Origin of the sequence: Streptomyces sp. NPDC007901 (assembly GCF_042959465.1) — a bacterium.
Taxonomy (GTDB): Bacteria; Actinomycetota; Actinomycetes; order Streptomycetales; family Streptomycetaceae; genus Streptomyces.
The window spans coordinates 119,305-142,507 of sequence record NZ_JBIBKW010000015.1; the positions used below are offsets into that span (position 1 = coordinate 119,305).

General features: G+C 71.4%; 18 protein-coding genes. 2 read left to right on the forward strand and 16 right to left on the reverse strand.

Annotation, left to right across the window (positions count from 1 at the left end; all coding sequences use genetic code 11):
• Window positions 1-17: 17 nt before the first annotated feature.
• The 3 genes from ACFZDK_RS38085 to ACFZDK_RS38095 are packed head-to-tail and all read right to left on the reverse strand — an operon-like array spanning window position 18 to window position 2,801.
• Window positions 18-1,076 carry an ABC transporter substrate-binding protein gene (locus ACFZDK_RS38085; protein ID WP_390979344.1) on the reverse strand — a complete coding sequence of 353 codons (1,059 nt, stop codon included), beginning with the start codon at window positions 1,074-1,076 and terminating at the stop codon, window positions 18-20.
• A gap of 56 nt (window positions 1,077-1,132) precedes the next feature.
• Window positions 1,133-1,996 carry an ABC transporter permease subunit gene (locus ACFZDK_RS38090; protein ID WP_390979346.1) on the reverse strand — a complete coding sequence of 288 codons (864 nt, stop codon included), beginning with the start codon at window positions 1,994-1,996 and terminating at the stop codon, window positions 1,133-1,135.
• On the reverse strand, window positions 1,986-2,801 hold the full coding sequence (locus ACFZDK_RS38095) for an ATP-binding cassette domain-containing protein (protein ID WP_390979348.1): 816 nt from the start codon (window positions 2,799-2,801) through the stop codon (window positions 1,986-1,988). The genes ACFZDK_RS38090 and ACFZDK_RS38095 overlap by 11 nt, the downstream gene beginning before the upstream one ends.
• Before the next feature lie 158 nt (window positions 2,802-2,959).
• Here ACFZDK_RS38095 and ACFZDK_RS38100 point away from each other — a divergent pair, with 158 nt between their 5' ends.
• Window positions 2,960-3,652, forward strand: coding sequence for a response regulator (locus ACFZDK_RS38100; protein WP_390979350.1), 693 nt, complete (start codon window positions 2,960-2,962; stop codon window positions 3,650-3,652).
• Window positions 3,653-3,665: 13 nt separating this feature from the next.
• Here the strand turns inward: ACFZDK_RS38100 and ACFZDK_RS38105 are convergent, their stop codons facing one another.
• The 6 genes from ACFZDK_RS38105 to ACFZDK_RS38130 all read right to left on the reverse strand — a co-directional run bounded on the left by ACFZDK_RS38105 (window position 3,666) and on the right by ACFZDK_RS38130 (window position 10,644).
• Complete coding sequence (locus ACFZDK_RS38105) at window positions 3,666-5,258, reverse strand: cation acetate symporter (protein ID WP_390979352.1); 1,593 nt, start codon at window positions 5,256-5,258, stop codon at window positions 3,666-3,668.
• Window positions 5,255-5,812, reverse strand: a complete 558-nt coding sequence (locus ACFZDK_RS38110; RefSeq protein ID WP_390979354.1) for a DUF485 domain-containing protein — start codon at window positions 5,810-5,812, stop codon at window positions 5,255-5,257. The genes ACFZDK_RS38105 and ACFZDK_RS38110 overlap by 4 nt, the downstream gene beginning before the upstream one ends.
• A 69-nt stretch (window positions 5,813-5,881) precedes the next feature.
• On the reverse strand, window positions 5,882-6,559 hold the full coding sequence (locus tag ACFZDK_RS38115; RefSeq protein WP_390979356.1) for a response regulator: 678 nt from the start codon (window positions 6,557-6,559) through the stop codon (window positions 5,882-5,884).
• Window positions 6,556-7,707: a histidine kinase gene (locus ACFZDK_RS38120; protein ID WP_390979358.1), complete on the reverse strand. Its 1,152-nt coding sequence runs from the start codon at window positions 7,705-7,707 to the stop codon at window positions 6,556-6,558. Before ACFZDK_RS38120 ends, ACFZDK_RS38115 begins: the two co-directional genes overlap by 4 nt.
• Window positions 7,704-8,237, reverse strand: a complete 534-nt coding sequence (locus tag ACFZDK_RS38125; protein WP_390979360.1) for a CcdC protein domain-containing protein — start codon at window positions 8,235-8,237, stop codon at window positions 7,704-7,706. Before ACFZDK_RS38125 ends, ACFZDK_RS38120 begins: the two co-directional genes overlap by 4 nt.
• A gap of 283 nt (window positions 8,238-8,520) precedes the next feature.
• A complete protein-coding gene (locus tag ACFZDK_RS38130) occupies window positions 8,521-10,644 on the reverse strand; it encodes a DNA gyrase subunit B (protein ID WP_390979362.1) in 2,124 nt (707 codons plus the stop codon).
• Between the two features lie 441 nt (window positions 10,645-11,085).
• Here ACFZDK_RS38130 and ACFZDK_RS38135 point away from each other — a divergent pair, with 441 nt between their 5' ends.
• The gene (locus ACFZDK_RS38135) at window positions 11,086-11,316 is read left to right on the forward strand and encodes a hypothetical protein (RefSeq protein WP_123973563.1); all 231 of its coding nucleotides are present in this window, start codon (window positions 11,086-11,088) and stop codon (window positions 11,314-11,316) included.
• A 99-nt stretch (window positions 11,317-11,415) separates the two neighbouring features.
• On the opposite strand, the gene ACFZDK_RS38140 is transcribed toward ACFZDK_RS38135, so the two are convergent.
• From ACFZDK_RS38140 to ACFZDK_RS38170, 7 genes are all read right to left on the reverse strand, one after another.
• Entirely contained in the window at window positions 11,416-12,285 is an 870-nt protein-coding gene (locus ACFZDK_RS38140; RefSeq protein WP_390979365.1) for a trypsin-like serine protease, read from the reverse strand.
• A gap of 130 nt (window positions 12,286-12,415) precedes the next feature.
• Window positions 12,416-13,960, reverse strand: coding sequence for an RNA polymerase sigma factor (locus ACFZDK_RS38145; RefSeq protein ID WP_390979367.1), 1,545 nt, complete (start codon window positions 13,958-13,960; stop codon window positions 12,416-12,418).
• 457 nt (window positions 13,961-14,417) lie between these two features.
• Window positions 14,418-15,305 (reverse strand): FCD domain-containing protein, encoded by an 888-nt coding sequence (locus tag ACFZDK_RS38150; RefSeq protein ID WP_390979369.1) that lies wholly within the window; start codon window positions 15,303-15,305, stop codon window positions 14,418-14,420.
• A gap of 162 nt (window positions 15,306-15,467) precedes the next feature.
• Window positions 15,468-18,161, reverse strand: a complete 2,694-nt coding sequence (locus ACFZDK_RS38155) for an ATP-binding cassette domain-containing protein (protein ID WP_390979371.1) — start codon at window positions 18,159-18,161, stop codon at window positions 15,468-15,470.
• Between the two features lie 80 nt (window positions 18,162-18,241).
• Window positions 18,242-19,000 (reverse strand): NUDIX hydrolase, encoded by a 759-nt coding sequence (locus tag ACFZDK_RS38160; RefSeq protein ID WP_355726456.1) that lies wholly within the window; start codon window positions 18,998-19,000, stop codon window positions 18,242-18,244.
• A 199-nt stretch (window positions 19,001-19,199) separates the two neighbouring features.
• A complete protein-coding gene (locus ACFZDK_RS38165; protein WP_390979374.1) occupies window positions 19,200-21,311 on the reverse strand; it encodes a glycogen debranching N-terminal domain-containing protein in 2,112 nt (703 codons plus the stop codon).
• A gap of 375 nt (window positions 21,312-21,686) precedes the next feature.
• On the reverse strand, window positions 21,687-23,198 hold the full coding sequence (locus ACFZDK_RS38170; RefSeq protein WP_390979376.1) for a DUF4192 family protein: 1,512 nt from the start codon (window positions 23,196-23,198) through the stop codon (window positions 21,687-21,689).
• Window positions 23,199-23,203: the final 5 nt, after the last annotated feature.

Genomic DNA, 23,203 nt, shown 5'->3' on the forward strand with positions numbered 1-23,203 from the left:
GTCCTCTTAACGGGCCGTCACTTGGCGGCCTCGACGAACTCCGTCGTGTACGTCTTGCTCAGGTCGACGTCGGCGTTCTGGATGTTCGTGTTGAACGCCTTGAGCACCTTCTCCACGGTCTCCGGGCCGTTCTCGGGCATCACACCGTCGTCGGTGAACATCGGCAGCGTGCTCTTGATGGACTCCGTGTAGAGAGCCTTGTCGCCCTGGGCGTAGTCGGCGGGCATCTTGGCGGCGATCTCGGCGGCACTGTGCGTGGACATCCACTTGAGCGTCTTGACGAATGCATTGACCAACTTCTGGACGGTCTCCTTGTGACCGTTGACCCAGTCCGTCTGCATGTACAGGCTCGACGACGGGTAGGGGCCGCCGAGCGCCTCCTGGGAGCCCTCCGGCGTCCGCATGTCCAGGAGGATCTTGCCGGCCTTCTTGTCCAGGATGGTCGCGACGGTCGGGTCGGTCGTCATACCGCCGTCGATGGAGCCCTGCTGGAGGGCCGAGATGAAGGTCGCGCCCGCGCCGACGGCGACCGGCGAGAACTCGTTGACCTTCACCCCGTTCTTGACGGCGAGGTACTTGGTGAGGAAGTCGGTGGACGATCCGAGGCTGGTGATGCCGAGCTTCCTGCCCTTGAAGTCCTTGGGCGAGGTGATGTCACCGGCCGCCTTGGTGGAGACGATCTCCACCTCGCCGGGCGCCCGCGAGAACTGCACGACGGACTCCACGGCCTTGCCCTTGGTCTGGAGGTCCAGCGTGTGGTCGTAGAAACCGACCGTCCCCTGCACCTGCCCGGCGACGAGCGCCGTCTCGGCCTGCACACCGGCCGGCTCGGTCAGCAGTTCCACGTTCAGGCCCTCGGCGTCGAAGTAGCCCAGTCGCTGGGTGAGCATCGCCGGCAGGTAGATGACCTTGTCCAGGCCGCCGACCATGATCTTGACCTTGGTGCCCTTGCCGTCGCTCTTGCTGCCGGAGCCGGTGGAGGCCGTGCTGGCCGCGTCGTTGGCGCACGCGGTGAGGGAGGAGAGGGCGAGCAGGCCGGCGGCGGCCAGGGTGCCGTATCTGGCGGACTTGCGCATGACGTTCACGTCCTTGTGAGAAGGCGGTGCGGGGCGGGGAAGTGGAGGGGCCGGGATCAGCTGTCGGAGTCCGACGGCTTCCAGCGGAAGATGCGGCGCTCCGCGAAGGTGAGCAGCCCTTCGGCGGCGAGCGCGACGACGGCGAGGATGACCATCGCGGCGTACACACCGGCCGCGTTGAAGGTGCCCTGCGACTGCGCGACGAGCAGGCCGATGCCCTTGGTGGCGCCGATGTACTCGCCGACGATGGCGCCGATGAGGGCGAAGCCGAAGCTGACATGGAGGCTGGTGAAGATCCACGAGGTGGCGGACGGGATGACGACCTGGAGGGTCACCCGGCGGTCGCTGGCGCCCAGGATCCGGGCGTTGGCCACGAGGTTGCGGTCGACCTCGCGGGCGCCCTGGAACGCGTTGAAGAACACGGGGAAGAACACCAGGACCACGGCCGAGGCGACCTTGGAGGAGGCGCCGAGCCCGAACCAGATCACGAAGATCGGCGCGAGCACGATCCGGGGGATCGAGTTGAGCACCTTGATGTAGGGACCGAGGACATCGGCGAGGAACGCGATCCGCCCGAGGGCGATACCGAAGACCACACCGGCGATGACACCGATGACCCAGCCGAGCAGGGCCTCGTAGAGCGTGTACCAGATCTGCTCGCCGAGGGAGCCGAGGGCGGTGCCGTGGGTCACCCAGGTCCAGATCTGGTCCCAGATCTTCGAGGGCATCGAGAAGTTGAACGGGTCGATGGCACCGGCCCGGGACAGTACCTCCCACAGGCCGAGAACGGCCACCAGGAGCAGGACGCGGACGGCGAACACGATCACCTTGCGTCTGCGGGCGGCCTGGGCCCGCGACTGGGCGCGGTCCTGGGTCTTGGCCGTGTCGACGACCGGTGTGCTGAGGACGTCAGGCGACATGGGCGGCGCCCCTCTCACGGGTGATGCGGACCTCTTCGCCGAGGGACTCCCAGATCTCGCGGTAGATCTCGATGAACCGCGGCTCCAGACGGACCGACTCGACCTTGCGGGGGCGGGGCAGGTCGATCTCGAAGACCTGCTTCACGGTCGCGGGCCCGGCGGTCATGACGACGACCTTGTCGGCCAGCGCGATGGACTCCTCCAGGTCGTGGGTGACGAAGACGACCGAGGCGCCCGTGCCCTCCCACAGCTCGAGGAGTTCGTCCGACATCAGGGCCCGGGTCTGCACGTCGAGCGCGGAGAACGGCTCGTCCATGAGCAGGATCTCGGGGTCGTTGACGAAGGTCGCGGCGAGCGCCACGCGCTTGCGCTGACCGCCGGAGAGCTGGTGCGGGTAACGGTCCTCGAAGGCGGCGAGACCGACCTTGGCCAGCCAGGCACGGGCCTTGTCCTTCGCCTCCGCCTTGGGCACGCCCCGGAAGCGGGGTCCCGCCATCACGTTGGACAGCACGGTCCGCCAGGGGAAGGTGGCGTCCTGCTGGAAGACGAAGCCGACCTTGTCGCCGACGCCGGCCACCGGCGTACCGGCCACCAGCACCTCACCCTCGCTGGGCTCCTCCAGCCCGCTGACCAGGGTCAGCGTGGTGGACTTGCCACAACCCGTCGGCCCTACGACGGCCACGAACTCGCCGCGCCCCACGGTGAGGTCGAGGTCGCGGACGGCCGTGTGCAGACCCCCCGACGGGGTCTTGAAGATCTTGCTCGCGCCCCGTAGCTCGATGGCGGGGCTGATGTCTGCGCTCATGGGCCGGGACGGTAGGTGTGGCCCGTGCCACAACAGCAGTCTTCTGGGCGCAAGCCGTTCTTTTGCTCGCAAGCACCTGTTGTGCTCTTTTTGCTCGCGCTACAACTGCGCAGACGAAACACGGGCTTAACGCTCGCCGGCCTTGAAGGAGAGGCCTGATGATTGACGTCCTGGTGGTCGACGACGACTTCCGCGTCGCTGAGATAAACGCCAAGTACGTGGGAAAGGTTCCCGGCTTCCGGGTGGCCGCCCGCGCGCACAGCGCCGCCCAGGCCCTGGCCGCCGTGGAACGCGGCACCATCGACCTGGTCCTGCTGGACCACTATCTGCCGGACCAGACCGGCCTGGAACTCGTCCACCGGATGCGGGAGCAGGGCCACGGCACCGACGTCATCATGATCACGGCGGCCAGCGATGTGACCACCGTCCAGAAGGCGATGCGTCTGGGCGCCCTGCACTACCTGGTCAAGCCGTTCACCTTCGCCGCGCTGCGCACCCGCCTGGACTCCTACGCGGCCCTGCGCCGCACCGTCGACCGGGTCGGCGGCCGGGGCCTGACGGGCCAGGAGCAGGTAGACCGGATCTTCGGCGCCCTGCGCACCTCGGCGCCGCCGTCCGCGCCCGGGCTGCCCAGCGGCCACTCCGAACCCACCACCGACCTCATCTGCGGGGTCCTACACCGGGCGGACCACCCGCTCTCGGCCCACGAGGTGGCCGCCGAGACCGGCCTGAGCCGCTCCACCGCCCAGCGCTACCTGCGCCACCTGGAACAGGCCGGCCGCCTCCGCCTCTCCCTGAAGTACGGCGACACGGGCCGCCCGGAGCACCGGTACGCCTGGGTGGCGCCGTAGCGCCTGCGCCGCTTCAGACCGCGCCCGCCCCGGTCAGCGACCGCACCTCGGTCTCCGCGTGCCGGGCCTCGTCCGCGACCTCGTCCGAGGTGACCGTGCCCAGCCAGCCGGCGAGGAAGCCGAGCGGGATGGAGACGAGCCCCGGGTTCTGCAACGGGAAGTACTGGAAGTCCACCCCCGGGAACAGCGCGCCCGGGCTTCCCGAGACCACCGGGGACAGCACGACCAGTCCCAGGGCAGGGACGAGTCCGCCGTATACGGCCCACACGGCCCCGCGGGTCGTGAAGCCCCGCCAGAACAGCGAGTACAGCAGCACCGGCAGATTGGCGGAGGCGGCCACCGCGAAGGCCAGGCCGACCAGGAAGGCTACGTTGAGATCCTTGGCCAGCAGACCGAGGGCGATGGCGACGACACCGATCCCGACGGCCGCCGTCCGCGCCACCGCCACCTCGCTGCGCGGCCTGGCACGGGGGCGGCGCAGTGAGGCGTACAGGTCGTGGGCGACCGAGGCCGAGGAGGCGAGGGTGATCCCGGCGACCACCGCGAGAATCGTCGCGAAGGCGACGGCCGCGACGACCGCGAACAGCACCGTCCCCCCGGTGGAGCCGGCGCCGCCGCCCAGGTCGAGGGCGAGCAGCGGGACCGCCGTGTTCCCCGACGCGTTGGAGGCGCGCACCGCGTCCGGCCCGACCAGGGCCGCCGCCCCGAAGCCGAGCACGATCGTCATCAGGTAGAAGCCGCCGATCAGCCCGATCGACCAGACCGCCGAACGCCGGGCCGCCCGCGCGGTCGGCACCGTGTAGAAGCGCGACAGGATGTGCGGCAGCCCCGCCGTCCCCAGCACCAGCGCCAGCCCCAGGCTGATGAAGTCCAGCCGCGCGCTCCAGCTGCCGCCGTACTTGAGTCCCGGCGCCAGGAAGGCCTGCCCGTGACCGCTGCGCTCGGCGGCCGTGAGCAACAGCCGGTCGATGTCGCCGTGGAACCGCAGCAGCACCAGCACGGTCAGCGCGACCGTCCCGCTCAGCAGCAGGACCGCCTTCACGATCTGGATCCAGGTGGTGGCCCGCATCCCTCCCAACGACACATAGATCACCATCAGCGCGCCGACCCCGATGACCGTCCACGCCTGCGCGGCCTGGCTGGTCCGCCCCAGCAGCAGCGCCACCAGGCTGCCCGCGCCCACCATTTGCGCCACCAAATAGAGAACGGACACGGTGACCGACGAAGTTCCCACCGCGATCCGCACCGGCCGCTCCCGCATCCGCGCGGCGATCACATCGGCGAGCGTGAACCGACCGCAGTTGCGCACCAGTTCGGCCACCAGGAAGAGCACGACCAGCCACGCGACCAGGAAGCCCACCACATAGAGCAGCCCGTCGTAGCCGAAGAGCGCGATGAGTCCGGTGACGCCGAGGAAGGAGGCCGCCGACATGTAGTCGCCCGCAATGGCAAAACCATTCTCCATCGGGGAGAAGAGCCGCCCGCCGGCGTAGAACTCCTCCGCGGAACCATGTCGTCTCCGGCTCACCCATGTCGTGATGCCGAGCGTCACGGCGACGAACGCGCTGAACAGCAGCAGCGCCAGGGTCTGATGCTGGCCGGTCATGACTCACCGCCCCGGACTCCACGCGTCAGCTCCTGCGTGTCCCAGCGCAGTTCCAGGGCGGCACGGTCCCTGCGCAGCCGGGCGTGCCGGGCGTAGGCCCAGGTGAGCAGGAAGGTGGTGAGGAACTGCCCGAGGCCCGCGATCATCGCCACGTTCACCGCTCCGACGACGGGCCGGGCCATCAGCCCGGGCGCCGTCGTCGCGGTCACCACGTACCCCACGTACCAGGTGAAGAAGACGGCGAAGCCCGGCACCACGAACCTTCGGTAGCGGCTGCGCACCTCCTGGAAGGCCGCGCTGCGCTGCACCTCCAGGTACACGTCGCGGGCGCGAACAGCCGCGTCCTCCGGATCTGTTCGGGCGCCCGGTACGGCGGGAGGCGGCGCGGCGGTGCCGTCCAGCTCGCCCCAACCGGAGGCCAGGGCGTCGTACCAGGGGTCCTCGTACCTGATTTCCCGGGAGGCGGTGCCGTACTCGCCCTGGTCCTCGTGCTTCCCGGCCGAACTCTCGGGACCGCCCCCGCCGTCGCGGTGACGACCGTTGCTTGACTGCATGCCCAAGGATGGACAGATCGGGAAGATCCCCGACTCTTCTTCCCCTGGCTCTTCACCCCATCAGGTGACTCAATCCGCTGGTGGCCGCACCAATCCCTTGCCGTAGGCGTAACGCACCGCCTGCGCGCGGTCCTTGAGGCCCGTCTTGGCGAACAGGTTGTTGATGTGCGTCTTCACCGTCGCGGTGGAGACGTGCAGCTTGCGGGCGATCTCCTGGTTGGTGAGCCCCTCGGCGATCAGCACCAGGACCTCGGTCTCCCGTGCGGTCAGCCCGTCGGGCGCCTCGGCGGCCACCGCCGCCGGCTCGGGGTGCGACAGCCTCTCCAGCAGCCGGCGCTGGATGCTGGGCGACAGCCCGGCGTCTCCCGAGAGCACGCTCTCCACGGCGCGCACGATCTCGTCGCCGCCCGCGTCCTTGGTGAGATAGCCACGAGCACCGGCCCGCAGCGCCGGGAACAGCGACTCGTCGTCCGCGAACGTGGTGAGCACCACGACCTGGGTCCCCGGATACTCCGACCTGATCCGCCGGGTCGCCTCCACCCCGTCGCAGCGCGGCATCCTCAGGTCCATCAGCACCACGTCCGGAGAGAGTTCGGCGACCAGCCGTACCGCCTCCTCGCCCTCGCCCGCGGCCCCGACGACCTCCACGCCGGGAAGCAGTCCGAGGAGCATCACGATGCCCTCCCTGACGACGGTCTGGTCGTCGGCGACCACCACCCGCGCCGGCGTCTTCTCCCCCTCCGTCATACGGGCACCCTCAACGTCACCGCGAACCCCTCGTCGTCACGCCCTGCCTCCATCGACCCGCCCAGCAGTTCGGCCCGCTCCCGCATACCCAGCAGACCGTACCCGCTGCCGGCGCCGCTGAGTTCGCCGGGACGGCCTCCCGAATCACGTACGTGCAGCGTCACTTCACGCTCGCTGTAGTCGAGCCGTATCCGCACCTTGGCGCCGTAGGCGTGCTTGCGGACGTTCGTCAGCGCCTCCTGGGCGACGCGCCGGACGGTCTGCGACGCCTCGGCGGACAGGGCCCGGCGCTCACCCGTGACGGTGACCTCGGCGCCGTCGGTCGAAGCCACGATCTCGGTGAGGAAGTCCTCCAGCGGGGTCAGCTCGCCGCGCAGGGCGGAGAGCGCCTGCCGGGTCTCGGCGAGTCCGTCCCTCGCCATCGCCCGGGCGGCGACGACCCGTTCGAGGATCTGCTCCCGGTCGGCGCCCCGCTCGATCAGCAGCCGCGCCGCCTCCAGGTGCACCATCTGGGCCGAGAGGCTGTGCGCCAGCACATCGTGGATCTCCCGGGCAATCCGTGTCCGCTCCCCCAGCGCCGCCGACTCGGCCTCGGCGGCTCTCGCGGCACGCTCCTGGGCGAGCAGTCGCTGTGCGTGGCCCCTGGCCTCGGCGTCGAGTCTCATGACGTAACCGGCGAGAGCCATTCCGACGACGGTGGCCGCAGTGGTCAGCCATACGTCGTTGTTGAACGCGGAGTACGAGGCCAGGCCCACGGACGCGACGGGCAGTGCGATCGCGACCGGCAGCCGCTCCAGGGCGGTGATGCCGCAGCCGCACCAGATCACGAGGGCCGGTCCGTGGAATCCCGCGGTCTGCGCCACGACCGCGAGGGCCAGCAGGACGGTGATGAGGACCAGGGAGGGCACGAGCCGGTGGGCGTAGGTGGTCCGGTAGAAGCCCCAGGAGGCCCCGGCGGTCGCCAGGACACCGGCCACGGCGGCGGCCACGCCCCAGCCGTGGACGTGCGACTGGTGGAAGGCGCTCCAGAGCAGCAGGGCGAGGACGACCAGCCGCACGGCCCAGGCGAGCAGACGCCGGGGCCGGGAGATCCCCGCGCGGCTCAGCGCTTCGCGAGAGGGCCAGCGCGTCCAGGCGTTCTCGGTCACACGCCTTCCTTCCTGGTGACCCGGGCCATGTCGTCACCGTACGCCCGGCCGGGGCCGCTCGTGGACGGAGCGGAGGGGAGCGACTGGACACGCCAGACGAGGATGCCGGAACGGACGAGGAGCAGGACCGCCAGGCCGAGCATCAGGGCCGAGCTGTCCTGATGGATGCCGAGCAGGGCTCCCAGGGCGAAGAGACCGACGCGCACGACCAGGCCGCCGATCCAGACCATCCCGCTGGCCTTGGTGCTCTTCGTCCACACCACGCCGTCGGGTTCGGTCCACAACCGGGTGGTCCAGGCCCACGCGGCGCCCATGACCAGTCCCACCAGTATCTCGGTACCGAGCAGCAGGGCGGATTCGGTGCGGTGGTGGGCGTCGAGCACGGCAGGTTCGCGCAGCGCGACGACCGCGAGGATCACGGGCAGCAGCCACCAGCGCCGGCCTGTGTTGATCGGGCGGGCGCGGAACTGGCGGACGATCACCACGACGACGACGGCCACGATCAGCAGCGCGTTGACGAGCCCGGACATCAGAGCCTCCGTGAGCGGAAGGGGTGGTGTCGGGAGCGGGAGCTGCCGACGCCTACGACGCTACGGAAAGGCGCAGGTCAGCAGATCGGAGCGGGGGTGGATCGCGGGTGGAATCCGACAGGCGGGTTCTCTCCACCCGCGGGTGGAGAGACACCGGTGACGCGCACCGCACCAGGTGCGGGGAGAGAGGCTCGGCCCCGCAACGCCAGGGAGCCCCGGCATCCGCCGGGGCTCCCCGTCACACCCATGTGCCCTCAGCCCGGAGCCGAGCCCCGTGTGACGGCTACGCGTCGATCCGCGACCGGTCCAGGGTCGCCGCCGAGCCGGAGATGAACTCCTTGCGGGGAGCCACGTCGTTCCCCATCAGGAGGTCGAAGACCTGCTCCGCCGCCTCCAGGTCGGAGAGGTTGATGCGGCGCAGGGTGCGGTGGCGCGGGTCCATCGTCGTCTCGGCCAGCTGGTCGGCGTCCATCTCGCCGAGACCCTTGTAGCGCTGGATGGAGTCCTTGTACCGGACACCCTTGCTCTGGAATTCCATGAGCTTGTCGCGCAGCTCCCGGTCCGAGTACGTGTACACGTACTTGTCCTGGCCCTTCTTGGGCTGGACGATCTCGATGCGGTGCAGCGGCGGCACCGCGGCGAAGACCCGGCCGGCCTCCACCATCGGCCGCATGTAGCGCTGGAACAGCGTCAGCAGCAGGCAGCGGATGTGGGAGCCGTCGACATCGGCGTCGGTCATCATGATGATCTTGCCGTAGCGGGCCGCGTCGATGTCGAAGGTGCGGCCGGAGCCCGCCCCTATGACCTGGATGATCGCACCGCACTCGGCGTTCTTGAGCATGTCCGTGACCGAGGACCGCTGCACGTTGAGGATCTTGCCGCGGATCGGCAGCAGGGCTTGGAACTCGGAGTTCCGGGCCAGCTTCGCGGTACCGAGCGCGGAGTCTCCCTCGACGATGAAGAGCTCGCTGCGCTCGACGTCGTCGCTGCGGCAGTCGGCGAGCTTAGCCGGCAGGGACGAGGACTCCAGAGCCGTCTTCCGGCGCTGCGCGTCCTTGTGCTGGCGGGCCGCGATGCGGGTCCGCGCGGCGGCGACCACCTTCTCCATGACCACACGGGCCTGGGCGGCCGCGTCGCGCTTGGTGGAGGTCAGGAACCCCTTCAGCTCCTTGGAGATCACGTTGTTCACGATCCGGCGGGCCGCCGAGGTGCCGAGGACCTCCTTGGTCTGGCCCTCGAACTGCGGTTCGGCGAGCCGGACGGTGACGACGGCGGTGAGCCCCTCCAGGGCGTCGTCCTTGACGATGTCGTCCTCGGCGACGCGCAGCAGCTTCTTGGCCCGCAGCACCTCGTTGAGGGTCTCGCGGACGGCCTGCTCGAAGCCGGCCACATGGGTGCCGCCCTTGGGGGTGGCGATGATGTTGACGAACGACTTCAGGTTCGCGTCGTAACCGGTGCCCCAGCGCATCGCGACGTCGACGCCGAGTTCACGGGTGACCTCGGTGGGGGTCATCTGGCCATGCTCGTCCAGGACCGGAACGGTCTCCTTGAAGGTGCCCTGCCCGGAGAAGCGGAGGACGTCGCAGACCGGCTTGTCGGTGGCGAGGTACTCGCAGAACTCGCTGATGCCACCGTCGAAGCGGAACGACTCCTCGCCCTTGCTGCCGCCCTCGCCGAGGCCGTACTCGTCACGGACGACGATGGTCAGACCCGGCACCAGGAACGCGGTCTGGCGGGCACGCTGGTGGAGCGTGTCCAGGGAGAGCTTGGCGTCCTTGAGGAAGATCTGGCGGTCGGCCCAGTAGCGCACGCGCGTGCCAGTGCGGGTCTTGGGTACCCGCTTGGTCTTGCGCAGCCCGCTCCCGGCCTCGAACTTGCCGTCCGGACCGGTGCCGGTGAAGGCTCCCGGCACACCGCGGCGGAAGCTGATGGCGTGCACACTGCCACCGCGGTCGACCTCGACGTCGAGACGCGCGGAGAGCGCGTTGACCACGGAGGCGCCGACGCCGTGCAGACCGCCGGAGGCCGCGTAGGAGCCGCCGCCGAACTTGCCGCCGGCGTGCAGCTTGGTCATGACGACCTCGACGCCGGACAGGCCGGTCTTGGGCTCGACGTCCACCGGGATGCCACGGCCGTTGTCCCGGACCTCGACGGATCCGTCGTCGTGGAGGATGACGTCGATGTGGTCGCAGTAGCCCCCGAGGGCCTCGTCCACGGCGTTGTCGATGATCTCCCACAGGCAGTGCATCAGACCGCGACTGTCGGTCGATCCGATGTACATGCCGGGGCGCTTGCGCACGGCTTCGAGGCCCTCAAGGACGAGCAGGTGCCGCGCGGTGTAGTTGGAGCCGTCCCGGTCTGCTCCTGCCAGCAGCGCAGTGGACGGCACGGACGTATCGGCGGTCACGCGGTTCGCTCCTCGCTGAATTTCAGTGGAGCCCCTTTTGGGTAAGGGGCCGGCTTCGGTCGCCGCTCAGAGGGTACCGAGGCCTGGTAGAGCCGTTGTAACGCCACCCTCGTCGAGAACTCACACTAGTCCAGCGTCGCATGCGTGTTCGATCCCTCGATGGAGTGAAGTACATATCACGTTCCCTTCGAGGCATGAACCATTTAGGCTCCGGGCACGTCCTCACAAACAACCGGCAACCCGGCCGGGAGGATGAGACCGATGAACCGCGCGAACCCGTAAGCACCGAAGACGACGCAATACGGCACATTCGCCGCCAACCGGCAGCAGACAGCCACCTCGAAAGATTTTTTTCGAGGAGAAGCCCAGAGCGGGAACGTTTTCAGGCTGGTTGGATGTTGACCCTGGTACGACAGCTCGTCGAGCTAGAGAAGAGGCGACGTGACTACTGTTCTGACCCCCGCGAGCCACCTGACGGCCGCCGATCGCTGCGACCGCTGCGGCGCCCAGGCATACCTGCGCGTCGTGCTGCTCAGCGGCGGAGAACTGCTCTTCTGCGCCCACCACGGTCGCAAGTTCGAGCCGGAACTCAAGAAGATCGCCGCTGAGATACAGGACGAGACGGAGCGGCTGACGACCGCTCCTGCCACCGCCTCCGAAGATGAGCGCTGACCTCTCGCATCCACGACGAGCCAGCTCCGGCACAGGCCGGTGAAGGGCGGCCGCTTCTCCAGGGAGCGGCCGCCCTTCGTCGTATCCCCGTAACGGCCCTCAGGAGGCCTTGTGAGGCCGGCGTGCGCCGCTGGGGGCATCGCCCCGGCCCAGGGCCCGCACGACCTCGGAGACGCGCGTGTAGACGCCGGGGCTGCCCGGGCGTCCGCAGCCGCTGCCCCACGACACGAGCCCGATCAGCCGTCCCTTTGCGACCAGGGGCCCTCCGCTGTCGCCCTGGCAGGCGTCAGGGCCGCCCAGGGCCTCTCCGGCGCACACCATGGAGCCGGCCCGGTAGGTGCCGTCGGCGGCGCCGCCGGGATAGGCCTGCTCGCACATCTCGTCGGGCAGCACACGGACGTTCGCCGCGTACAGCCGCCGCGTGTAGTCTCCGCCGCCCGTGATGTCGCCCCAACCGGAGACCAGGGCGGCGGTACCGGGCGTGTAGGCGGTGTCGGCCTTGGCGGCCATCTTGACGACCGCTTCGGCCGGCACGGGCTGGGCGAGGGTGAGGACGGCGAAGTCGCCGGTGTTCGCGGCCGCGTCGTAGCGCGGATTGACGCGGACGGCGGTCACGGGGATCTCCTGGCCCTGCGTCGAGAGCAGATCCGTGCGGCCCGCGATGACCTTGAGGTCGCGCACCCGGTCGGACGGCCCCCCGATCACCTCGTCGGCCATGCAGTGGGCGGCGGTCAGCACCGTGGTCCGGCCGATCGCCACTCCCCCGCAGAACTGACCGGCCCGCGTACCCCCGAACCGGTCACGGCTGGACAGCGCGACCGTCCAGGGGGTCTGGGAGACATCAACGGGAAAGCCGCCGACGACGACACTGTCCGCGGCGACGGTAGACGTGGTGGTCAGCGGTATGGCGGTGGCGACGGCCGCCAGGATCAGCGACCTGATCAGGACCGGGGCAACAGGACGACGCATGCACCCTCCTCACTCTGGGTGGTATCGGGAAACCCAGAGTCATCCAGCGGACCGCGACCCGCAGCACGGAGGCCCGGTCTCCCCGCGGGGAGACCGGGCCTTCGACGTCAGGCGTGCGACGCGCCGCGACCTAGTCGAGGTAGTCGCGCAGCACCTGGGAGCGCGACGGGTGGCGCAGCTTCGACATGGTCTTGGACTCGATCTGGCGGATGCGCTCACGCGTCACCCCGTAGACCTTGCCGATCTCGTCGAGGGTCTTCGGCTGACCGTCGGTGAGACCGAAACGCATGGAGACGACGCCGGCCTCGCGCTCGGACAGGGTGTCCAGCACCGAGTGCAGCTGCTCCTGGAGGAGGGTGAAGCTGACGGCGTCGGCCGGGACGACGGCCTCGGAGTCCTCGATGAGGTCACCGAACTCGCTGTCGCCGTCCTCGCCCAGCGGGGTGTGCAGGGAGATGGGCTCACGGCCGTACTTCTGGACCTCGATGACCTTCTCGGGGGTCATGTCGAGTTCCTTGGCCAGCTCCTCCGGGGTGGGCTCACGGCCCAGGTCCTGGAGCATCTGGCGCTGCACGCGCGCGAGCTTGTTGATGACCTCGACCATGTGCACCGGGATACGGATGGTGCGGGCCTGGTCGGCCATGGCGCGGGTGATCGCCTGGCGGATCCACCAGGTGGCGTACGTGGAGAACTTGTAGCCCTTGGTGTAGTCGAACTTCTCGACCGCGCGGATCAGACCGAGGTTGCCCTCCTGGATGAGGTCCAGGAAGAGCATGCCGCGGCCGGTGTAGCGCTTGGCCAGGGAGACCACCAGACGGAGGTTGGCCTCCAGGAGGTGGTTCTTGGCGCGGCGGCCGTCCTCGGCGATGATCTCCAGCTCGCGCTTGAGCTTCGGGGCCAGCTTGTCGGCGTTGGCCAGCTTGTCCTCGGCGAAGAGACCCGCCTCGATGCGCTTGGCGAGCTCGACCTCCTGCTCGGCGTTGAGCAGGGGGACCTTGCCGATCTGCTTGAGGTAGTCCTTGACCGGGTCGGCGGTGGCACCGGCGGCGGCGACCTGCTGCGCCGGCGCGTCGTCCTCGTCCTCGTCGGACAGGACGAAGCCCGCGCTCTCGGTGCCCTCGGGTTCCTCGGTACCGGCCTTGGCCTCCTCGAGGACCTCGTCCTCGATGATCTCGGCGTCGTCTTTCTTGCCGGCGGTCTTCTTGGCCACCGTCTTCTTGGCCGCGGTCGCGGTCTTCTTCGCGACCGCCTTCTTCGCGGCGGGGGCCTTCTTGGCGACGGCCTTCTTGGCGGATGCCTCTTCGGCCGGATCGTCGGCCACGGCGGGCGATACGGCGGGGGCTGCCGTCGCGGTGGCCTTCCTGGTGGTCACCGTCTTGGCCGCGACCGTCTTGGTGGCGGTGCGCTTGGCCGGACTCTTCGCTGCGACGCTCTTTCGGGTGCGCTTGGGCTCCGCGGCACTGACCATCAGCGTCACACCCTCTTCCTCAAGGATCTGGTTGAGGCTGCGCAGTACGTTCTTCCACTGAGTGGCCGGAATCTGGTCAGCTTCGAAGGCCCGACGCACATCGTCGCCGGCGATCTGCCCCTCAGCCTTTCCCCGCTCAATGAGAGCCATGACAGAGACGGACTCGGCGATCTCCGGCGGGAGCGTACGGGATGTGCTGGCCGACACGAACAACCTCTCGGAACGTTGGAAAACGGCTTCCGGCCCCGTCCGGGAAGGACTGGAGCCGACCGCCGGCTTGGGGATGGGCCGACGGCGCGGGCGGGGGGCCGGGAAGAGGCACAGCGCCATGAATGGCGTCCGTATTCCCTCCGCGACTGTCACCTCTTAGGTCATCGCGTTGTTCGCAAGAGCGTTACGCCCAATCTACGTGGCCCGAGTCACACCCCGTAAGCACTCAAAAACGGTCAGACGTGGGCAGATATTGTCGTCAGCGATCTCCGCGACCGTCCGGACCGCCCTCAGCACGTCGTGCGACCGCCCCGGGCACCCCGCCGCGCACCACCGCCGCGCCGCCGGACCCCGCCGGAGCCCCGAGGGATCCGGCGGGGTCCGGCGGAAGCGGGTCCCGGGCCTGCGGTGCCCCGAGCACGCGGCACTGACCGAGCGCACTCTCTGGGCGCGGTCAGTGCTCGCGCGGGGCGGGCACCACGCGCTCGACCTCGGGATGGATGGTGAGCAGCTGGCGCATCGCCGACTCGGCCGCCGTGCTGTCACCGGTGCCCAGCGCGTCGACGATCCGCGCGTGCTGGGCCAGGGAGGTCTCGTTGGGCCGCTCACAGCCGGTGACCGGGCCACCGGAGACCTGGAGGGCGGCCGACACGATGCCGGAGAGATGCTCCAGCATGCGGTTGCCCGCGATCTGGATGAGCAGCGAGTGGAACTCGGCGTCCGCGCGCGAGAACGTCAGCGCGTCGCCCTGCGCCATCGCGTGGCTCATGATCTCGACCATGTCGCTCAGACGCTGCTGGACGTCCTCGCGGCCGTGCCCGGCGGCGAGGCGGGCGGCGAGCGGCTCGATCGTCCAGCGCAGCTCGCTGAGCTCACGGCGCTGGTCGTCGCGCTGCGGCCCGAAGGCCCGCCACTCGATGATGTCCGGATCGAGCAGGTTCCAGTCACTGACGGGACGCACGCGCGTGCCGACGTTCGGGCGGGCGCTGACCAGGCCCTTGGCCTCCAGGACCCGGAGGGACTCACGGACGACGGTGCGGGAGACCTCGAATCGCTGGCCGATCTCCTCGGGGACCAGCGGGCGGTCCGCGCCCAGGTCGCCGGAGACGATCATCTGACCCAGCTGCTGGACGAGTTGACCGTGCAGTCCGCGGCCGCGGCTGCCCGCGGCGCGCCGTCCCACACGGCCCAGCTCCGGATCCGCGCCCTCCCAGGAGGGCGCGCCGACGCGATCGACGGCGGAGGCCTCCGCGTAGGGGTAGCGGTCGAGTTCGCCCGGGCCGACCAGACCAGAGTCTGCGGAGCGGGCGGCGGTCATCATGGTGTGCGCAAGGGTACTCACGGATCCTTTGTCGGCGTTGCCTCCAACTCCCTTGAGGTCTTTGGTGAAAAGCACACGAAAGGGTGATCGCTCACCTCGTCGCAATTGACGCCTTATCGGAAAGAAATGGGCGTACTTCAGGGAGTTGTGGGCACTGGAGGATCGGAAGCGCCCGGTCCGTGGTCACCGGAGCCTGGTTCGCAGTGTGGTGAACACATACGCGCAGAGCAGCGCGGTCAGTGACAACGCCAGTGCCCCGCCCACGGGTTGGGCGAGCACCCGGGCCGCTCCGACCAGATAGCGCTCCCCTCCGAAGGGCCACCGCAGCAGGAACAGCTCCCGCATCCGCACGGGGAGTCCGGCGGCCATCCGCACACTCGATCCCTCCAGTGCCTTGTGTACGACGGGTACGACGACCACGGGTACGGCGAGCACCGCGGCCAGTCCGGCCGTGGTGGACCGGAAGACTCCCGCCGCCAGCACACCGGCCCAGGCGCAGCCGACGACCAGCCCGAACCAACTCGCGGTCAGCGGAATCCAGTCGCCGGGAACCTGTGCGAGCTCCCGTCCGTAGACGAGATAGAGCACTTCGGCGTCGCAGCCCAGGGTGAGGAACGAGAGCAGGACCGCGGTGGCTCCGGATACCAGCAGCTTCGCGGTGAGCAGCCCCAGCCGGCGGGGCACGGTGCCGCGGTCCGCCGCCAGCGCGGGGTGACGGAACTCGTCTCCGAAGGACAGCGCCCCGAGCAGCCCCGCGCCGAGCGCCGCCGGGGGCAGCGGCAGCTCCCGCGGCCAGGCCGCGAACAGCCGGGCCTGTGGGGTGTGCCCGAGCCGGGCGAGCAGGACGGCGGTGAGCGCGGACACCAGCAGAACGGCGCCGCAGGTGAGAAAGCCCGCCCCGATCCCGGCGGCCCGACGCAGTTCGTAGCGCAGCGGACGGAGCGGGCTGGGGGCCGAGCGGACGGAGATGGGAGGCGGCAGCGGGGACATGGTGTCCAGGGCGGCGGCTTCGGCGCGGTGCACGCGACCGGCCAGGGACGGGACGGGCCCGCCATCTGGCGCGGTGGTGGGTTTGCGGGGCTGTGACTTCGGCTGTGGCTGCTGCTGAGGCTGCTTGGCGGGGGCCTCGGCGGTGGGGCGCTCGGTGACGGGGAGCTCAACGGCGGGGTGCTCGGTAGTGAGGCGTTCGACGGCGGGGTTTTCGGCCGCTACGGAGTGGATGGGGGGCTGAGGTGCGGGGGCTTCGTCGGGTACGGCGCGGGGAGACGACTGAGCGTCGGAGGCTTCGGCGGCCGACGCTCGGGTCGGCGGCTGAGGCGAGGCGGCGGGGGCCGACGGATGCGCGGGCGCGGGCCGCGCGGACGACTGCGCGGATACGGCCGCGGTCACCGGCTGGACGGATGCGGCGGCGGGCGGCTGGGCAGGTACGGCGGCCGCTGTCCTGGTGGACGTGGCGTGGCCGGAGGGCTCGGGGGACTCGATGGCCGCCGACGGGGTGGCAGGGACAGGGGCGGCCGAGGGGTTGCCGACGGCGGGGGCGGTCGACGGCCTGACCGGGGCCGGGCCCGGCTCGGCGGGACGCGCGTGGGTGACGGGCTCCGCGTTCTGGGGCGAAGACTGAGACGCGGGCGGCGGGTTGCCGGTGAGCCCTGCGGCCGAGGCGGGGTGCGGCGGTTCGGTCACATCGGCGGGCGTCGGCGCGGTCGTCGGCCGAGGCCATCCCGACTCCGCCCGCGGCTGGGGGGTCACCGGGGCCGCGCCCGCGCCTTGGCGCCGCTCCGCGCGGAGCGCTTCAGGCCGTCCGGCGGCAGGCACCTCTTCCACGGTTCCCTGCGAGGAGGCGGGCCGGTCGGCGTCCGCCTCGGTACTCCTGTCCTCGCTCTCACCGAGTCGCCGCTCGTGCGCCGGCCGAGCCCCGGCCGCCGGGGCCGGCTCACCGTGGTCCGGCTGCTGCCGTACCGTCTCCGGCTCCTCGTCCGCCAGTGGCTCCGTCCCGGCGCCCGGTCCCATGTCGCCGGTCTCGTCCGCGAGTTGGTGGACGAGGATGCCGTGCCGGAACGCGGCGTCACCGACCTCGGCGGTCGTGCTGCCGTACACCGAGAGGCGGTTGCCACCTTCTCGTACGACCTCCACGGAGCGATGGTCGGCGCGGGCCTCCTTGGTGAGGAGGTCGGCGAGCCGGGCGGCGTGGGGGCTGCGGACGGCCACGCGCGGGCGCAGCCGGGTCCGGGCGAACTCGGTGGCCTCCTGGTCCGCGACGAGCCTGCCGCCCTGCAGGGTGACGACCCGGTCGGCGGCGCGGACGGCCTCCTTGGGATCGGCGGTGGTGAAGAGCACCGTGCCGCCCTGCTCCGCGTGCGCCCGGAGCATCCGGTGCAGCCAGTGGACCTCACGGGCGGGGAGACCGTTCGCGGGTTCGTCCAGGACGAGGGTGTGCGGGTCGGGGAGCAGGGCACAGGCCAGGCCGAGCCTGCGGTCCATGCCGCGCGACAGCGTGCCCAGGCGTTCCTCGCGCAGACTGACGAGGCCGACGGCTTCGAGAACCTCGTCGGCGCGCCGGGCCGGGACTCCGGTGGCCGCGCACAGCATGCGCAGATGGCCGCGGACCGAGCGGGACGGATGACCGGGGACGTCGCCGAGGAGGACGCCGATCTCGCGCGCGGGATGGGCGATGCGATGCAGCGGGCGGCCTCTGAAGTAGGTGAGTCCGCGGCCCTGTTGGAGCTCGAGCATCAGTCTGAGCACGGTGGTCTTGCCCGCGTGCGCCTCGCCGAGGAGTGCGGTGACGCGGCCCGCGTGCGCCTCGAAGGTCACGTCGTCGACGGCGGGCGGGTGCGCCTTGCGGGGATTGCTGGTCAGTCCGAAGGCCTCGATCACCTTAGGGAAGATAGCGCGGAATGACCGTTTTTCCGGGTATAGAAGGTTTTAACCTTGTCCGGGTTCGCGCTGTCGGACCTTCAGACCTCGGGTCGCAGCATCGGCGGGTTGAGCAGGGTCGCTCCGCCGGCGCGGAAGAGCTGGGCCGGACGGCCGCCCTGGCGGGTGGTCGTACCACCGGTGGGGACGAGGAAGCCGGGGGTCCCGGTCACCTTGCGGTGGAAGTTGCGCGGGTCGAGCGCCACACCCCACACCGCCTCGTAGACCCGGCGCAGTTCACCGACGGTGAACTCGGGCGTGCAGAACGCCGTGGCCAGGGAGGAGTACTCGATCTTGGAGCGGGCCCGCTCCACGCCGTCGGACAGAATCTGGGCGTGGTCGAAGGCGAGCGGCGCGACCGGCTCGCCGTCCCGGCCGTAGCCGCCCTGTGCGAGCAGTTCCTCGACCGGGGCCCAGCGCGCGTTGCTCGCGTCGCCGCCCGCCCGCGGTGCGGGGAGGTCGGGGGCGAGGGCGAGGTGGGCGACGCTGACCACACGCATCCGCGGGTCCCGCTTGGGGTCGCCGTAGGTCGCCAGCTGCTCCAGGTGGGCCCCGCCGTCCTGGGCGGGGGCGTCGGGGTCGTGGGCGCGCAGCCCGGTCTCCTCCGCCAGTTCCCGCGCCGCCGCCTGCGAAAGATCCTCGTCGGCCCGTACGAAGCCGCCCGGCAGCGCCCAGCGCCCCTGGAACGGCGCCTCGCCTCTGCGGACCGCCAGCGCGCACAGGGCGTGGCGGCGCACGGTCAGCACGACCAGGTCCACGGTGACGGCGAAGGGCGGAAAGGCTGACGGGTCGTAGGGCATGCGGTGATCATAGTCGTCTGCCTGACGATAAACACTCCCTTCGTCACTCGCTTCGAGGACTGATCCATACGCGCTTCCAGGGCTGATCCACTTCGCTCCGGTATGCACCCCGCGACTCGTGCCGGTAGGCGTCCGGCAGCCGGCCGCCCCTTCGTCCGGCCGTCACGCCGTACCGGATCACCGTCCCCGGGCCGCGGGGTCACGCCCCCAACTGCAGGCCGTCCGCCGCCTCCTCGACCATGGCCACACCGAGCCGGCTGACGCGCACCGAGAACGGCGCACCGGCGACCCGCAGTCCGGTCAGACCGAGTTCGCCGAGGGGTGCGCTGTGGACCGGACGGAGGGTGACGGTCCGGGCCGGGGAATCGGGGCGGATGCCCGCGAGCGCGGTGAGGAGCAGGACCCCGGAGGCGGCGGCCGTGGCCGCCGGACGGCAGGCCGCCGGATGCGCAAGAGGAGCGCTCCCGTCGGAGCGCTGCGCGCCGGCGAACATCTCGGGGAGCCGGTGACCGAAGTGCTCGGACGCCGCCAGCAGGCCGCGCAGCAGCCCGCCGGCCTCCTTCTCGTATCCCGCGGCGGCCAGCCCGGCGACGGCGAGCGCCGTCTCCTGCACCCGGACGGCTCCGGCACGGTGACCGAACGGGTTGTGTCCCGCCTCCTTCGCCCCCAGCCCGCGCAGCCCCCAACCGGAGTCCATGGCCGGGCCGCCCAGCAGCCGGGCGAGTTGCCCGGTCTGCGCCTTGTCGAGCAGACCGACGGCCAGTGCGCCCGCGCCGAGCAGACCGGTGTCGAGCAGGTGGACGGCGGTGGAGCCGAGGTGGGTCAGGGGGCGGCCGTCCGGGGTCAGAGCCGCCGCCGGACGCCCACCGCTCCGGTCCTCGACCCAGAAGTCCGCCCGGAACGCCGTCCTCAGCTCCCCCGCCCACTGCCGCAGTCCGGCACCGCCGGGCCGGTCGTACGCGTCGAGGAGGTCGGCGCCGAGCAGCGCGGCCCGGTGGGCGTGGGCCTGGGTCTCGCCGCGCGCGGGGCCGCCGGGCTGCGGGTCGCGGAGGTAGGTGTGCCCGCCCACCGTGGTGCGAAGCCAGGTGAGGCAGCGCTCGGCGGCCGGGAGCAGTTCCCGTGTCTCCTGTTCCGGGAGCCCCCAGCGGCGGGCCTCCGCCAGCAGGGCGGGGAAGAGCAGGGTGGCCTCCGTCCCGGTGCAGCCCGGTGGCAGATGTGCTCCGGCGTCGCGGCGCGGTCCGGGGATCATGCCGGTCCGCGGTCCCGGGCCGCGGAGTTGGGTGCGGGCCAGGGCGCGCAGGGTGCCGGCGGCGAGCCGGGTGCCCAGGGGCAGGGTCATCCGGGCGGCGGCGAGGGCCTCGGCCGGGGCCAGGCCGCAGCGCCAGGGTGCCCCGGCCGCGACATAGGTGTCGGAGGGGTGCGCCGGGTCGCGGAGCAGCAGCGCCTGGAGGTCGTCGATGCTCGTTCTGAGCAGTGCCGGAACCCTCGGGTCGTCGCCTGCGGCCCTGGCCGGCGCCAGGGGACTGGTCGCGGCGCGTCCCACGGCTCGCAGGGGAGCCGCGCCGTCCGCGCGTACCCGCAGCTCCACGCTCGCCGTTCCACCCGGTGGCAGGTCGAACTCCCAGCGCAGCAGGCCGGCGGAGGCCAGCGCGTCCGCGGGTGGCGGGTCCGCGGTGATCGACGCGTTGCCGGTCGGGGTGGCCCAGCGCAGGCCGGAGTCGTGGACGCTGGCCGGGAGTTCGGGGCCCGTGGTGCCGGAGGCGATGGCGCCCAGGTCCGCGAGGTCCGTGCCGAGGGCCACCTCCAGCGGCAGGCGCAGGAGGTGGGGAGCGGAACTGTGCAGGGTGATGCGCTCGGTGCCATCGGCGTGCCGGGTGCGTTCCACGACCACGTCCGGATCGGGGCCGGCCGCCGGGGAGGCCCGGAGCGTGCCGACGAAGCGGGCAGTGTCCGCTCCTGTCATCCGGGCCTGCACGGGGAGCGGTTCGCGGCCGGCCACCCGGACCTGGCAGCGGGCGAGCAGCCGCCGGCCCGCGCGGTAGAAGCCCTCCAGACCACGGCCGGTCAACTGGCCGTGGTCCGCGGAGATGGCGAGGCCGGGCAGCGCGACACAGATCAGGGCGGTGTGTGTGGGCGGCAGCCCGCCGGGGCGGCCCGGGGGCGGGGTGCCGGGCGCCGGTCGTGCGGGCTTGAGCCGTGGGGCTCGGTCGCGTGACGGCCCCGAGACGGCCTCCGCGGGCGGGAGCCAGGGCGGGCCGTCCCTGAGTCGGCGGTTGTCGTCGGCGGTGGAGGGCGGACTCGGCTGATGCATGGGAAGGCTTCTTCTGCGCTCTGTGCGCCTGGGACGTGCTGGGCGCCTGACGGACAGCCCCGGAGGGACAGCGGACGGGTGGCGGCACGGCCCGTCCAGGCGTTCCGCCACTCAGGTGAACGGAGACGGACTCCTCCTGGTCACGCCCCGACCCGCCGAAGCCGACCGAACGGCGACAGGGGACGGTGTCCTTCGGCCCGTCCGGCCCGGGCCTTCGCACGGCCGGGACCGAGAGACCGGTCAGCCACGGACCGATGGGCGGGCACGCACCGCGCCGCTTCCGTCCGACCAGGCTGCGGGCCCAGTGGCGCACAGCGCCGGCCCAGGTCCGTCCGTAGGCTGTCCAGGGCCGCCCCCGCAGGGACGAACCCTCGTTCATTCGTCCCCCTCGCCGCGACCGTTCCCGGATCGCGTCCCCTCCCGCGCGGCTCGGCCGCCTCGCCCGTCCCTGCTCTCCCCGACCCGCGCGCGTGTGCCGCCGCTCGGCTTGGACGAACCGGGGCGGGTGTGCTCCCCGCTGGTCTGTCGCGGGCGGGTGCCCTCCGGGTGCGGCCGTCGGCCGTCGGCACCGCCTCCAGCGCGTGGACCGCGCCTGCGACGGGGGCCGGAGGAGGCGGGTGGCATGCGTCCGACGCCCGGATCGGTCCGGCCACCCGTGTCGCCGACGGCCGTCGCGCTGTCCATCGTCGCGCTGTTCGCCCCGGCGTGGCCCGTGCGTTCCGTACGCAGGCAGCGGCGGATCGCCTCCGGGTCCAGTCCTTCGTTGCAGGCCTGGTGCAGCAGGCGGGCGAAGAGGTAGTCGGGGTCCGCGCCCAGGGCCATCGCCAGGGCTTCCCGCGCCTCCAGGTCGTCGCCGGTCGACCAGGCGACCCAGCCGGCCAGTGTCAGGGGAGCGGCCGCGTGTTCGCCGTACGGGCCGACGCAGCGGCGGGCCAGGGCGCGCCACAGGCGCAGGGCCGGTCCGGCCTCGTCACCCTCCATCCAGGCGGCCGCGCGATCGCGGGTCGTGCGGTCCTGCAGGCCGAGGATCACGGTCGCGGCCTCGTCGTGGGTGAGCAGGTCGTCGTCGCGGCGGTCCGCCTGGTGGTTGCCGGGCTCCGGTGGGGCGGCTGCGTACCGGCCGATGATCCGCTCGGCGAGGGCGAGGGTCTCCTCGGCCACCTGCGCGCGGAAGGTGTCGTCGAGGATCCGGGGCACCAGTGCCATTCCGGCGCGGTCCAGGGCGATCTCCTGTTCCGGAGCGGCGCCGGTCTCCCAGGGGAGCAGCCTGGCCCGCAGTTCGCGCAGGGTGCCGCGCACCTGGATCCCCGCGTAGGTGGCGGCGGCCGCGAGGACGGAGGTGCCGGGCAGGCCCATGGGAGTGCCGTCGGGCGGACAGCACTCTTCTGTCGGGCAGCAGTACGACCAGAACCGGCCGTCCGAGACGCACAGCGCCTCGATCACGGGCACGTCGAGCCGGCCGCACTCGGTGCGCAGCAGCTGGGCGAGCGAGGAGAGCCTGCGCATGACGTCCTGGCCCGATTCGCCGGGCGCCGGCTCCTGGCAGACGTAGGCGACCATCTGCTCGGGCCGGGTTCCCCGGCGCTCGCCGCCGGTCGTCAGTCCCTGGGCCAGCTGGCGGGCGGCGGACTCCCAGTCGTCCTCGTTCGCGGGGATGCCGAGCCGGGCCCGTCCGCCGAAGCGGCCGCGGCCGCCCCGGTCGTGCAGGGCGACCAGCACCATGCTGTCCTCGGGGCGGTACCCGAGCAGGTAGGGAAGCGCGTCGGCCAGTTCGGCCGGGGTGCGCAGGGTGATCTGGGTGTCGTGGACGGACCGGCCGGGGGCCGCCGCGCCTCCCGTGAAGTCGCCGTTTTCAGAGGGTTCGGTGGTTTCGCTGTGATTCGTCATGCGTC

Bases quoted from the DNA above. Each gene is read 5' to 3' on its own strand.
- ACFZDK_RS38085 (WP_390979344.1), bottom strand. From the start codon at position 1,076: ATGCGCAAGTCCGCCAGATACGGCACCCTGGCCGCCGCCGGCCTGCTC.
- ACFZDK_RS38090 (WP_390979346.1), bottom strand. From the start codon at position 1,996: ATGTCGCCTGACGTCCTCAGCACACCGGTCGTCGACACGGCCAAGACC.
- ACFZDK_RS38095 (WP_390979348.1), bottom strand. From the start codon at position 2,801: ATGAGCGCAGACATCAGCCCCGCCATCGAGCTACGGGGCGCGAGCAAG.
- ACFZDK_RS38100 (WP_390979350.1), top strand. From the start codon at position 2,960: ATGATTGACGTCCTGGTGGTCGACGACGACTTCCGCGTCGCTGAGATA.
- ACFZDK_RS38105 (WP_390979352.1), bottom strand. From the start codon at position 5,258: ATGACCGGCCAGCATCAGACCCTGGCGCTGCTGCTGTTCAGCGCGTTC.
- ACFZDK_RS38110 (WP_390979354.1), bottom strand. From the start codon at position 5,812: ATGCAGTCAAGCAACGGTCGTCACCGCGACGGCGGGGGCGGTCCCGAG.
- ACFZDK_RS38115 (WP_390979356.1), bottom strand. From the start codon at position 6,559: ATGACGGAGGGGGAGAAGACGCCGGCGCGGGTGGTGGTCGCCGACGAC.
- ACFZDK_RS38125 (WP_390979360.1), bottom strand. From the start codon at position 8,237: ATGTCCGGGCTCGTCAACGCGCTGCTGATCGTGGCCGTCGTCGTCGTG.
- ACFZDK_RS38140 (WP_390979365.1), bottom strand. From the start codon at position 12,285: ATGCGTCGTCCTGTTGCCCCGGTCCTGATCAGGTCGCTGATCCTGGCG.
- ACFZDK_RS38160 (WP_355726456.1), bottom strand. From the start codon at position 19,000: ATGCCCTACGACCCGTCAGCCTTTCCGCCCTTCGCCGTCACCGTGGAC.
- ACFZDK_RS38165 (WP_390979374.1), bottom strand. From the start codon at position 21,311: ATGCATCAGCCGAGTCCGCCCTCCACCGCCGACGACAACCGCCGACTC.
- ACFZDK_RS38170 (WP_390979376.1), bottom strand. From the start codon at position 23,198: ATGACGAATCACAGCGAAACCACCGAACCCTCTGAAAACGGCGACTTC.